Raw genomic sequence first — 12,779 nt, 5'->3', positions numbered from 1 at the left:
AGTAAATAACTGGTACGACCTATATCTAAAGTCAATAATTAGCGTCAATACATTCAGGGTTGTGGTGTGTCGTTAATGGAATAAGCATCAAGTTATCAACGAGTTTTGGTTGAAAAACACCTGTTTCCAAACGGTTATTTGTCGAATAATTTTGGTTTATTGAGAATGTTGAATTGATATTTGAGTCGGGATATTGAAAGAACAATCTCATCAACCTTAGTTAAATGTTAATTTAATCAATTGCTTATGTTTTTTTCTCCTGATTCTGTTTGCCTGATGTTCATCGCACCTGTTTAATTCAAGTTCGCCATCACAAATATGAAGTCGTTACTTTCTGTTTTATAAAATCATCATCTACGGTTCTTTTACTCATCAGAGGTCTAATCTGTTTAAGGAAAGAGCATTGAAAAAGATATTAATTTGGACGATAGCCTGCCTATCCAGTTTTGGCGTATATGCCGGAACGAGCGCATCAGCATTAGAAGCCAGCGGATACACTGAAACGAAATACCCCATTATGTTGGTACATGGTCTGTTTGGTTTCGATACATTAGCGGGCGTTGACTATTTCTATGGCGTACCTGAATCCCTAACCAAAGATGGCGCGAACGTATATGTCGCTCACGTCTCTGCAACCAACAGTTCAGAGGTCCGTGGTGAACAGTTACTCAGCCAAGTTGAAACGCTGTTAGCTGCAATAGGAGCAAGTAAGGTGAATCTGGTTGGTCATAGCCACGGTGGGCCTACGGCTCGTTATGTTGCGTCAGTTCGACCTGATCTTGTTGCTTCAGTGACCAGTATTGGCGGTGTGCATAAAGGTTCTAAGGTCGCTGATCTCGTTCGAGGGAACGTATCTGAAGGCTCTGTCACAGAAGGTATCGCGGTTAAATTAGCAGGTGGATTAACGACACTGATTAACCTTTTATCTGGTGGAACGGATCTCGACCAAGACGGCCTCGCTTCTCTTGAAGCATTGACCACAGAAGGCTCGCTAGCCTTCAACCAGTTTTACCCTGAGGGCGTTCCGACGTCTGAGTGTGGCGATGGTGAGTGGCAAGCAAGTAACGGCGTTTATTACTATTCATGGACAGGGTCTTCCACTTTTACCAACCTTCTTGATCCTACCGACGGAGCGATGACAATCCTAGGCTTAGCCTTCAACGAACCTAATGATGGCTTAGTAGGAGCATGCAGCGCGCATTTGGGCAAAGTGATTGGTGATGATTACAAAATGAACCACCTAGATGAGATTAATGGGTTATTGGGAATTCACCACTTGTTTGAGACAGATCCTGTAACTCTATATCGTCAGCATGCCAATCGATTGAAGTTGGCTGGCTTGTAGTCTGCAAAGCCGTTTAACAAGAAAACAAGGGAAGTATGATGAAAAAGACCGCCATTTTGTCGATAACCACGATAGCCCTGATGAGCACAGCGGCGGTCTTTTTATATCTAAATAATCAAGATACACATACTGACGACGAACAACGCGTCTCCTCATTGAAAGTCACCTCTCAGCAAGATACCGACATCGATAACGCATCAGCAAAAGACATGATGGAATATTTCGTGTCAGGTAATACAGAATTAACCCTTGAAGATATTCGAGACAACGTGGCGAAACACCACGAACAAGCATCAACAACCGTGGTTGATGAAGCACTGTTTGCCAAATATCTTGAGTATAAGTCGGCACTGACATCGTTGGACGTGCAGTTCGGTACCACATCCATTTCCGCTGATGATCTACGTGCACTCAATCAAGCGCTCCTTGACCTCCAAGCTCAGTTTTTCAGTGAGAGCGAGATAAGTATTCTGTTTACGCACGACAACAGAATGAGAGAAATCGCCTTAGAAAAGTTACTTCTGAAACAGGAGGGATTAGAGGATGAAGAATACCAACAAAGACTCGAATCCTATCTATCTGAGCAACCTGATTATGTTCAGTCGAGTCACCAGAATCAGGTGTTACTCCAACAGCTCTCTAGCTCTGAAGGTCTCGATGAACAGGGTAAATACTTAAAGAGAAGCGAACTTGTCGGTGAAGAAGCAACCCAGAGACTTGAAGCACTTGATAAACAAAGAGCGGCCTTTGAAGACTCGTTAGAGGTCTACTTCGCAGAACGAAATGATGTCTTGAAAGATTCATTCCTATCAAAAACCGAACAACAAGAGAAGATTGCGCAACTTAGGACTGAACATTTCCTACCAGAACAGCTTAGAAGGGTAGAAGCGATTGAAAGAATTCGAGCGGCTGAATCTCGTCAGTAGTGTCTAAAAGCGAAAAACCAGCCATGATGGCTGGCTTTTTGTTTATCGGCGAGTTCTAAAGAGCATACAGCCTGAATCTGTTTGCCTTGAACTTCGTACCTTGAAGCCTATACCTTAAAGTAATCCAACTGCTGCTTCTGTTGTTCTGCTAGGTTAGAAAGCTCGTGGCTTGCTGCAGCGGCTTGAGTAATGCCGGTAACGTTTTGGCTTACTAGGCTGTAGATGTTTGAGATGTTACGGTTGATGTCTGAGGTTACTTGGCTTTGCTCTTCGGCGGCAGAGGCAACCTGAGTGTTAATCTCAGTCATGTCCGTTACCGAGTTAGCAATGCCTGAAAGCGCCGCGCTTACTTCACCTGCAAGAGTTTGGTTGTGTTCCAGCATAGATAATGAGCTGCTCATGCTTTCATTCGCGTTACCGGATTGAACCTGCAAACCTTCAATGATGGTTTGGATCTCTTTGGTTGAATCTTGTGTACGTGCCGCTAGCATTCGAACTTCATCAGCAACCACTGCGAAACCACGACCGCTTTCACCTGCACGAGCGGCTTCGATTGCTGCGTTAAGCGCAAGCAGGTTAGTTTGTTCAGAGATACTTTGAATCACCTCAATCACTTTACCAATCTGTTCAGAGTGCTCTTTTAGCGTGCCCACAACATTTGCAGCTTCGCTTAGCTGAATCGCCATCTGTTCGTTAGCTTTGTTGCTTTCATTAAACAAGCTCATGCTGTGTGTCGCCATTTCGTCAGCTTGCTTAGACGCTGAGTCGGCTTGTACTGCGTTCTCGTTAACGTGTGCTGCTGTGCTTTCTAATTGGTTTACAGCAGAAGCAACTTGTTCTACTTCTTGTTTCTCTTGGTCTGAGTTAACGCTGGACTGTGTCATTACAGCCGCTAGCTCTGTCGACGCAGAAGCCACTTCGATACTGATTCGAGACAGCGAGCTTACCGTGTCACGCAGCTGTTCAACAGACTGGTTTACGTCTTGCGCTAGGCGTGAGATTTCGTTGTCGCCATACTCTTCTGCTTTAACTAACAAGTTACCTTTTGCCACTTCGCGCATGGTTGCTTGAATATTGCTGATCGGCTTAACAATGATGCCAGCCAGCGTCCAACTGATAATTAGAGCTACAGATAGGATCACTAGAAGCGCAATGGTTGCGGTATCGAGTGTGCTGGTGTGTTGCTGACCATTGATGTCGACTTCTTGAGTCGCAAGCAGATTCAACTTTTTAGAAAGCGTGTTGATCGCTTGCACCATGTCATTACCCGCGTGTCGGTATTGGTCGATTGCGATCTGGTAGCGGTTTTCAAAATCTGAAGAGAGTGATGTATCGCCGTGTTTCGCTCTTAATAGAGGAAGCATGGTGGTGCGAGAAAAGTCGACATAGTGATTCATCGCTTTGTTCATCGCCGCTACTTCATCTTGCATGCCTGGCACTGTGTCTAATGAATTCAGTAGGCGAGTATTCTGATCACGTTTGTGGTTTAGTGTTTCAACCAGTGTTTTTACGTCATCAGCATTGAATAGACTGTAAATCGCTTTGATACGCATGCCATAGCTGTTGTCGACGATTTCGCTGAGTTCTTCTTTATGTAAGATTAATTGGTCGGTTGCTACTGACACATCTTTGAATGCACTTTCTAGCTTTTCACCACCGATAATGACACCGGCTAAAAGTAAAACGACGGAAAATAGTACGGGTATAAGAATTTGTATTTTGATTGATAAGCCACTGAGAAGTTGGCGCATGTAATGTCCTTTTTTGAATAAAATAAATAGATGAGAATTATTATTATTAGAATTAATTGGCGATTCTAACTAATGAGACTGACAATTCAATCAATAAAGGCTTTGATTTCGTTATATGCGATAGGTATTTGATATGGATGGTTGTTTATTGTTCGAAATGGCGATAAAGGTGCATCTTTTTATCCATCGTCTTAGGGCCACTTGATTGATAAATAGAGAAATATATTGGTTAGTGTTGGATATAAATAGAGAGGGAAATCTAGTTTTTTGGTGCTAAAACGATGGTGAGACCTGCATTCAATAACTGCATCTGATGGGCGCGCGACTATCAATTAGTCGAGTAGGAGAGAAATTAGCCATTAATTTGTAGTTGTCACATAGGCTTCAATTAAGTGAAACACAACTGTCACATTCGGATTCTAAAGTAGGCCTCGTTCAAGCAAAACATTACGGCAATAACGCCACTAAAGGAAATTTGTGATGAAAAAGACAGTTATCGGTGCAATCGCACTACTAGGCGCTCTAACAGTGAATACAGCTTCAGCTAAAGAAACTATCTCTGTAGTTGGCTCTAACAGTGCTTCTCCACTGGTTGAAGTTTTTGCAGAAACCTACATGAATAAAGGCGAACCAGTGTTCATCGAAATTCAAGCACCAGGTTCTTCTGCAGGCATCAAAGCAGCAAAAAATGGAAGTGCTGACCTTGGCATCTCTTCTCGTGACCTAAAAGAAGAAGAGAAAACAGCTGACCTGAAAGAGCTAGTTATCGCTCGTGACGGTATCGCAGTTGTTGTTAACCCGAACAACGAAGTATCTGCTCTTACTGCTGAGCAAATCACTTCAATCTACAAAGGCGACATCACTAACTGGAAAGATGTTGGCGGTGCTGACAAGCCAATCGTAGCAATCACTCGTGATACTGCATCAGGTACACGTGGTGCATTCGAAGACATCATGAAGCTTAAGAAGAAGATTGGCGATAAGAAAGTATCGGCTATCTCTCAACGTGCACAAGTTGCAAACGGTAACGGCGCACTTAAAGTTTCTGTAGCAAGCAACCCATACGCTATCGGCTTTATCTCTCTAGGTACAGTTGACGAATCTGTTCAAGCTCTAACTATCGACGGCGCTGCTGCGACTGTAGACAACGTTAAGAACGGTTCTTACAAAGTTGCTCGTCCATTCCTAGTTCTTTACAAAGCAGGCGCTCCAACAGCTGAAACTCAACAATTCCTAGATTGGATGGTTGCAGATGAAGCTCAAGCTATCGCTGGTAAGAAAGGCTACATCACAGTTAACTAATCTTAACTGACTCAATCTTAATTATTGCTCAGCCTGCTTTAGGCTGAGCCTTTTCTTTCAACTTTGTTTATTTCGAGCTCTTATTGAGCCACAAAGTTTGAGATTTTATATATGACCATCGCAAATAGTGAAAAGCTTATGAATACTGAAGCGACTCAAATCAACAAGCCAAGTCTACGTGCTAAGAAGCGCATCGACTGGAGAGAAAGAATCTTTCACGGCTTGTTCTTATCGAGTGCTGTAATCGGCATCGTATCACTAGCCGTTATCGCTTACTTTATCGTTGCAGAGAGTATCCCTGCATTCCAAGAGGCCGGCGTTTCTGGCATTGTTCTGGGTGTTGACTGGTTACCTCCAGCTCTATTCGGTGTTGCAACCATGATTGTTGCATCGATTGTTTCGACACTTGGAGCTGTAGTTGTTGGTGTACCAGTAGGTGTACTAACCGCTATTTTTATTGCTGAGATTGCTCCTAAGCGTCTTGCAGATATTATTCGACCTGCAGTTGAGCTTCTAGCGGGTATCCCGTCGGTTGTATACGGCTTCTTCGGTCTAGTAATTATCGTTCCAATGATTCAGAACATTTTCCAAGTACCAGCGGGTAACACCATCCTAGCCGGTATCATTGTTCTGGGTATCATGATTCTTCCTACCGTTATCACGGTTTCTGAAACGTCGATTCGTGCTGTACCTCGTACATACAAAGAAGGTTCACTTGCACTGGGTGCTTCGAAAATCTACACGATTTTTAAGCTACTCGTTCCTGCTGCACGTTCAGGCATTATGACTGGTGTGATTTTGGGTATCGGCCGCGCACTTGGCGAAACGATGGCAATCATCATGGTTATGGGTAACGCGCCAGCAATGCCAGAAGGCATTTTGGACTCTGCTCGTACGCTAACAGCAAACATTGCAATTGAAATGTCTTACGCAAGTGGCGTTCACGCTAACGCACTGTACGCAACAGGTGTTGTACTTCTAGTGTTCATCATGATGTTAAATGGTGCTCTACTTTATCTTAACCGTGAAAAAGCGAAGTAGGCGAGGATAAGTAATATGGATCGCGTAAAACTAAAACAAGCACGTCAAACCAAAGATAACATCCTAAAAGGTTTTATCTGGGCAGCTGCAGCTGTAACCGTTGGTTTCTTATTCTGGATTATTTGGTACATCCTATCGAACGGTCTGCAATACGTAGATTGGAACTTCATCACTGACGATTACACTCGTACTGGTGAAGAACGTGGTATTTTCCCAATGATCATTGCCACGATCTACATGGTTATTGCATCGATTGCGGTAGCTGCGCCACTAGGCATCATGACGGCGATTTACCTAACTGAATATGCGAAAGTAGGTAGCCGATTGGTGAAAGTGATTCGATTCTGTACTGAGTCGTTAGCTGGTATTCCATCGATCATCTTTGGTCTGTTCGGTATGACCTTCTTTGTTTCGATTCTTGGTCTTGGCTTCTCGATTCTGTCGGGCGCACTAACGCTAAGTATCTTGATTCTTCCTGTAATTATCCGTACTACAGAAGAAGCATTGATGGCAGTACCACAAACTTACCGTGAAGGCTCATACGGCCTTGGCGCTTCAAAAATCTACACTATCTGGCGTTTGATATTACCAAGCGCAATGCCAGGTATCTTAACTTCGGTCATTCTTAGTATTGGTCGTGTAATTGGTGAATCAGCGCCTGTGTTCTTAACAGCAGGTATGGTGGCACGTGTTCCTGAGTCGGTATTCGATTCTGGCCGTACACTAACGGTTCACCTATATAAGCTGACAACAGAGCTATTTACTATCGATGAGTGGAACCAAGCCTACGGCACGGCGACAGTCCTAATCGTATTGGTTCTCTTGATCAACATGGTTACAAAACTGATTGCGAGACGCTTCAACACGGCAACTTACTAAGCTCATTAGCTGGCTCAACAATAGAGAGAGCCCCCGTGATAAAGAAAGCATCAAGTTAGACACGAATTTAAGAATTTAGAGATTACGAACATGAACAAATTTGATATTGAGAACCTAGACCTGTTTTACGGCGACAACCAAGCGCTTAAATCTATCAACCTGCCAATTCCTACTCGTCAGGTTACGGCACTGATTGGCCCATCTGGTTGTGGTAAGTCAACGCTACTACGTTGCTTGAACCGCATGAATGACCTAATTGAAGGCGTTACTATCAAAGGTAAGCTGGATATGGATGGTACAAACATCTACGGCAATATTGATGTGGCTGACCTACGTATTCGTGTAGGCATGGTATTCCAAAAGCCAAACCCATTTCCAATGAGCATCTACGAGAACGTGGCTTACGGCTTGCGTGCTCAAGGTATCAAAGACAAGAAGCACATTGATGAAGTAGTAGAAAGCTCACTGCGCAGTGCAGCACTGTGGGACGAAGTAAAAGATCGTCTTAAAGCGCATGCATTTGGTCTGTCTGGTGGTCAACAACAGCGTCTATGTATCGCACGTACCATTGCAATGGAACCAGATGTAATCCTGATGGATGAACCAACATCGGCTCTAGACCCAATCGCGACACACAAGATTGAAGAATTGATGGAAGATCTGAAGAAAGACTTCACTATCGTTATCGTAACGCACTCAATGCAGCAAGCGCGTCGTATCTCAGACCGCACGGCTTTCTTCCTAATGGGAGAGCTTGTAGAGCATAACGAAACCAGCGTTATCTTCAGTGAACCAAAAGATGATCGTACTAAAGGTTACGTAAACGGTGACTTCGGTTAATCGACGATTTACGTGTGGTATTTAAGCGATTAGATACCTTTACACACTAACTGAAACGCAGGTTAGATAATCGAATAGAACAACAGAATTATCACTATAACTATAAGCGATGGAAGTTTTGCCCCACTATAGGTGGGGCTTTTTTATGTGTCTAAAAAATCCCCAATGTCGATGTGATTTTGGGCAGAGAATCCCATTTTTGTCGTCCTTCTCATGCTTGTGATAATGTTAAAGGTGAAACTGCGACCCGCTTAACATCTCATTTTCACTTACATTGATTGCATATCAAGCCTTCTGTATTTTTGCTTTATTCTTAATCGCCAATGGAAGGAAGCTGTGCCTGTTAAAGCCTTTGCAAAACAAATATCTGCGACACGCGACCATCGTCTGTTGGCTGAGTCTCTTTTTGACTATCTGGTTAAGGTACTTACTCCAAAAGGGATAGGAATATTTGCTGAACCGACGCCGGAGAGCGACGCATTACCGCTTTTTTCTTATGGCGACCTAACCTCATTGGCGAGCTACCCCTCTACATTTTGGCCGTGGGTCTCACAGTTTGATACCGCAGACGGGGTTTTGCCAATGGCTATCAACACCTGCAAGTGGGAACACATGAAAGTGCTTGGTGGGGAGTCGTTTATCATGATGCTCGACAACGCACCTGCCTCCAGAACTTATTTAATTGTTCAAAATTGCAATGCTGAGAAGGTTAATCAAACCTTTGACCAAGATCTTGATGTGTTACAGCTCGCGGCTGCCCGTTGGCAATGTATTCGTGCCGAAAAGAACGCGGCGCTAGAAATCAAACACAGAGACACACGTGAAGCTCAATACTTAGATGAGATAAAGTTACGTGAGCTGTTTGTAGAGAACATGAAGCTGGTTCATCAGGTCGCGCTTGAGCTTTCTAACCCTGAGTCACTCGATGCTTTGTATAAAGCATCGGTTGAGGCTGTGCGAGACAGGTTAGGGTTTGATCGTGCGATCTTCATGTTGCTTGATATGAAAAAGCGTTGTTTCAGCGGAACTTATGGCACTGACGAAGCGGGTAAAACCAACAGTGAACACCACACTCAATACGATTTGCACCAACTTGAAGCGGAATACATTGAAGCGCTGTTTGATAACCATACTAATCTAGTCATCATCGATAATGCGCCCCTGTATACAGAAGGTAAGGTGGTCGGGCAGGGGTGGAATGGCATGCTTATCTTGCGTGAAGGCGACAAACCTGTCGGCTGGATCGCCATGGATAACTACATTCATCGCTCACCGATTACTAACTATCAAAAGCAGATGCTTGAGTCTTTTGGCTCTTTGCTTTCTCAAATCTATATTCGCAAGCGCCAAGAGCAGAACATACGTATGTTGCACTCGAGTATGGTTGAGCTGTCTCGATGCGATAGCGTCAGTGAAGTCTGTAAGTCCGCGGTTAGTTTTGCGATTCAACATCTAGGTATCGATCGACTGGCTGTTTTCCTAACAGACAAAAAGTGCAGTTACATGCAAGGTACTTGGGGCACTGACATCAAAGGCGATATTGTCGATGAGTCCTATTATCGCTCTGAGCTGGTGGAACGTGACATTGTAGCCGCAGCTCGTGCTTGCCCTAATCAAGTTGCCTTTGAAGAATCAGTTCCTATCTATCACGATTTCAATATTGTGGGAGTCGGTTGGACGGCAATGACCATGCTCACCACCAATACGGGTGAGCCGATTGCGTTTATCGCTGCTGATAACCTATTAACTCGCAGTCCTTTAACCTCCCAGCTTCGTGAGGTAATACGTATCTTTGCTTCGAGCCTTGCTGAGGTGCTGCAAAGAACCATGGCTCAAGAAGAACTGAAAAAGCTCAATGAAACATTGGAGCAAGAAGTCAGTAAGCGTACCCAAGAGCTAGAGTTGGCGAATGAGCAATTGGATATCATTTCTAAGCTAGATCCTCTTACGCGCCTTGGAAACCGCCGTATGTTGTCGCAGGTTCTAGAAGACTTGAACGGTGACGATCAAGGTGCCTTTGCCTTACAGAACGAAATTACATTTGGCTTGATTCTTGTCGACCTCGACCACTTTGGTTTGTACAACAGTGTCTATGGTCATACTGAAGGGGATGCGGCTCTGAGGACGGTAGGTGAGATACTGAATGCCCATGTTCACAATGATAAAGAAACCTTCTGCCGGATTGGCGGAGAGGAGTTTATGTTGTTGATGATTGGCACGAATCACTCAGAGACAAAGCAACGTGCAGAGTCGATTAGAAAATGCATTGAAGAGGCAAAAATCCTGCATTGTGAAAGTAGTACCAGCCCATATTTAACGGCATCCGTTGGCTATGCCTCGATAACGTCTGACCAGCATCAGTTCGATTTTGATTTGTTGTATGGCAAGGCAGATAAAGCCTTGTATCAAGCCAAAGACTCGGGGCGAAATCGAATTGTTTCTGCCTTAAAACGTAAAAAAGTCACAGCCTCTCTTTCTTAAAATAAAGGCCGTTGATCTCAAGATGATCAACGGCCTTTGTGTTTTACTGTTCTTGATGAACAGCGTCGACTAAAGATTTTCTAGCGAACTATTATGCTTTTTACTCGCAACTCTCTTGGGCTTCTTCACCGTTTTGATTGCCAGCTCAGGGCTCCATGTTTGGGCTGGTGAACCGGCTTCACCATAAAGGCTTTGGTTTAGCTTGGTGAGTTCGGCTTCAACGGTTTGTAACGTCTCATCACTTAGATCTGTATTTTCAGATTTCCATTGCTCAAATAAGGTTCTGGTCATCACGCCATCTTTCGTTCTTAGAGCTTCAATAAGCGCTTCTGCGGTATCTGATTGACGTTCAACAGTGTGTGTTGGTTTTGTCGTTACACCGCGGCGTGACCAGAAGTAGAATGCCAATGCTGAGCTGATTAGCCACAAAGCTGCAAATAGGGCGGTGAGATAAGGCCAGATCCCTGGGCTATCCACAGTAACAACCGTCGGGCTTACTTGTTGGGCGGGCGTAGCAGTAACTGGTGGAGTGCTTGACGCTGCGCGATCACTTGCTTTTACCGCTAACTCTAGCCCCTGCGCTTTGCTTGTTTGTTCTGATTGCAAATCGGTGTTAAACCAAGCTTGAGACACATCAGGAAGCGAGATGTTTCCTGCCTCTTTCGGAATCAAGACTTGCTTGTAAACAACGACAGAATCACCTGACTGAGTTGTGCCAAATTGCGGCTTCTCTTCATAAACACGTACCGAATTAGGGTAGGTGATATTCAGTTTTGGCAGCTGGTGTTGCGTTAAGTTGCTAGCCGTCATCGTGATGGTACGAGTTAACGAATCACCCGCTTCCATTTCAATGGTTTGGTTGTCGCCTTCTAAACCATTACTATTTCCCAGTTGATTGCCTTGGCTATCTGACCATTGTTGAATCAGTTTGAAGTTTGATGTTGGTAACCACTCACCTTGGTAGCCTTTTGGTACGTCCTTCACAGTTACATCTAAGATTTCAACGGGCGTGTCGAGCTGGAACAGACGCGTTGTACTGGAGTTGTTGGTTGAGTAAACAACGGCTCCATTCAGCTTCGGTCCATTCAGCTTAAACTGTCCGGCCTTTTGTGAAGAGATACGGAAAGACTGTTGAACTACCGTCACCTCTTGTCCATTGAGAACATCTTGAAATTGCTTCGATTCACCAATAGGTTCCACATCTAAGCCCGGCGAGCTCGGTGGCGCTATTTTAGGATCTTGCAGCCTTCTTGGGTCAGCTTTGATGATGAGTTTTACATCAAGCTCAGCCACTTCTTCTGGGTACAGCGAGTTCTTGCTGAGATTAAGCTGGAACTCTGCCATATCATGTTGAGTTGGAGCGGCTTTGTTAATTGCAACATTGATGGTGATAGGCTTGGTTTTTGCCCCTTCAATATCAAAACTCGGGATTTGCAACTTACCCAAACGCAGTGGAGCAAGGCTAATGTTCCATTCACTTGATACCGAACGGCTGCCATTGACGATTCGCATCGACGACCCAAAGTTTGGTGTGCCAACATAGAAATCCTGCTGGAGCGCTGTTAGATCTAGAGCATCAGAGGAGACCTTTTCATCGGTTGCAACTCTAAGAAGGAACACTTCATCTTTGGTGACACTGTTATGTGAAACGCTCGCCACGGCGTTTGCAGCCAATACTGAGAAGGACGAGAAAGCTCCCAACAACAATGTTAGGAGTACGGATAAAAATGGCTTGTTTAAAAATCGCATGGTTACCACTTTTTGTTCTGGTTGTTAGGAGCACTTTTTTGTCGTGCTTGTAAAATCATTTGCGCTTTAAGCAGTTGGCTCGGGTCACGGGCGCTTTCTACTTGCTCAAGTTTTCGCATGTCAGGGTCGCGCGACAGAGGTTGATCTGAGGTTTGTGCTACAGCTTGCTGACTACTTTGCTCACCATCTTCTTTTGAAGCTTGTTGTGCGCTAGCACTTTGAGGTGTAGCGCCTTCTTGGTCACTCTGTTTCGGCTGATCACTGTTACTTTGTTGCGTGGCTTGCTTGTCGTCTTGTTTAGACTTTTCAGAGTCAGAGTGATTTTCAGGTTGGCCTTGAGATGAGTTTTGGTCTTGGCTACCGCGTTGATCTTGGTTACTGCTTTGATCTTGCGACTTGCCACTGGAGCTTTGTTGTTGATCCTGAGAGCTTTGCGAAGAATCATTTTGCTGACCTTGCTGACCT

The 12,779-nt window shown here is 44.4% G+C and carries 9 protein-coding genes and 1 pseudogene; 7 read left to right on the top strand and 3 right to left on the bottom strand.

The features are described 5' to 3' along the window. Window positions 1–403: 403 nt before the first annotated feature. A complete protein-coding gene (locus tag AB4329_RS06285) occupies window positions 404–1,345 on the top strand; it encodes a lipase family alpha/beta hydrolase (protein ID WP_372137852.1) in 942 nt (313 codons plus the stop codon). A gap of 38 nt (window positions 1,346–1,383) precedes the next feature. Then, a complete protein-coding gene (locus AB4329_RS06280) occupies window positions 1,384–2,271 on the top strand; it encodes a lipase secretion chaperone (RefSeq protein WP_136973670.1) in 888 nt (295 codons plus the stop codon). A gap of 107 nt (window positions 2,272–2,378) precedes the next feature. Here the strand turns inward: AB4329_RS06280 and AB4329_RS06275 are convergent, their stop codons facing one another. After that, complete coding sequence (locus AB4329_RS06275) at window positions 2,379–4,022, bottom strand: methyl-accepting chemotaxis protein (RefSeq protein WP_372137851.1); 1,644 nt, start codon at window positions 4,020–4,022, stop codon at window positions 2,379–2,381. A gap of 480 nt (window positions 4,023–4,502) precedes the next feature. Between AB4329_RS06275 and AB4329_RS06270 the strand changes: the two genes are divergently transcribed. The 5 genes from AB4329_RS06270 (at window position 4,503) to AB4329_RS06250 (ending at window position 10,565) form a co-directional block, all read left to right on the top strand. Continuing rightward, window positions 4,503–5,324 carry a phosphate ABC transporter substrate-binding protein gene (locus tag AB4329_RS06270; RefSeq protein WP_017064254.1) on the top strand — a complete coding sequence of 274 codons (822 nt, stop codon included), beginning with the start codon at window positions 4,503–4,505 and terminating at the stop codon, window positions 5,322–5,324. Window positions 5,325–5,435: 111 nt separating this feature from the next. Then, a complete protein-coding gene (pstC, locus tag AB4329_RS06265; protein ID WP_019822958.1) occupies window positions 5,436–6,365 on the top strand; it encodes a phosphate ABC transporter permease subunit PstC in 930 nt (309 codons plus the stop codon). 15 nt (window positions 6,366–6,380) lie between these two features. Continuing rightward, on the top strand, window positions 6,381–7,244 hold the full coding sequence (pstA, locus tag AB4329_RS06260; protein WP_017064256.1) for a phosphate ABC transporter permease PstA: 864 nt from the start codon (window positions 6,381–6,383) through the stop codon (window positions 7,242–7,244). Between the two features lie 90 nt (window positions 7,245–7,334). Beyond that, a complete protein-coding gene (gene pstB, locus AB4329_RS06255; RefSeq protein WP_004732036.1) occupies window positions 7,335–8,084 on the top strand; it encodes a phosphate ABC transporter ATP-binding protein PstB in 750 nt (249 codons plus the stop codon). 336 nt (window positions 8,085–8,420) lie between these two features. Continuing rightward, a complete protein-coding gene (locus AB4329_RS06250) occupies window positions 8,421–10,565 on the top strand; it encodes a GGDEF domain-containing protein (protein ID WP_372137848.1) in 2,145 nt (714 codons plus the stop codon). 69 nt (window positions 10,566–10,634) lie between these two features. Here AB4329_RS06250 and AB4329_RS06245 read toward each other — a convergent pair whose 3' ends face one another. After that, complete coding sequence (locus AB4329_RS06245) at window positions 10,635–12,314, bottom strand: BatD family protein (RefSeq protein WP_372137846.1); 1,680 nt, start codon at window positions 12,312–12,314, stop codon at window positions 10,635–10,637. 2 nt (window positions 12,315–12,316) lie between these two features. Further along, window positions 12,317–12,779: pseudogene (locus AB4329_RS06240) on the bottom strand (hypothetical protein); the annotation flags it as partial.

Origin of the sequence: Vibrio sp. 10N.261.54.A5 (assembly GCF_041471145.1) — a bacterium.
In the GTDB taxonomy this organism is placed as follows: Bacteria; Pseudomonadota; Gammaproteobacteria; order Enterobacterales; family Vibrionaceae; genus Vibrio; species Vibrio crassostreae_C.
This window is presented reverse-complemented; position numbering and strand designations above follow the sequence as displayed.

What these genes read in the sequence shown, in the direction of transcription:
- AB4329_RS06280 (WP_136973670.1), top strand. Translation starts at nt 1,384, where the DNA reads ATGAAAAAGACCGCCATTTTGTCGATAACCACGATAGCCCTGATGAGC.
- AB4329_RS06275 (WP_372137851.1), bottom strand. Translation starts at nt 4,022, where the DNA reads ATGCGCCAACTTCTCAGTGGCTTATCAATCAAAATACAAATTCTTATA.
- AB4329_RS06270 (WP_017064254.1), top strand. Translation starts at nt 4,503, where the DNA reads ATGAAAAAGACAGTTATCGGTGCAATCGCACTACTAGGCGCTCTAACA.
- pstC (WP_019822958.1), top strand. Translation starts at nt 5,436, where the DNA reads ATGACCATCGCAAATAGTGAAAAGCTTATGAATACTGAAGCGACTCAA.
- pstA (WP_017064256.1), top strand. Translation starts at nt 6,381, where the DNA reads ATGGATCGCGTAAAACTAAAACAAGCACGTCAAACCAAAGATAACATC.
- pstB (WP_004732036.1), top strand. Translation starts at nt 7,335, where the DNA reads ATGAACAAATTTGATATTGAGAACCTAGACCTGTTTTACGGCGACAAC.
- AB4329_RS06245 (WP_372137846.1), bottom strand. Translation starts at nt 12,314, where the DNA reads ATGCGATTTTTAAACAAGCCATTTTTATCCGTACTCCTAACATTGTTG.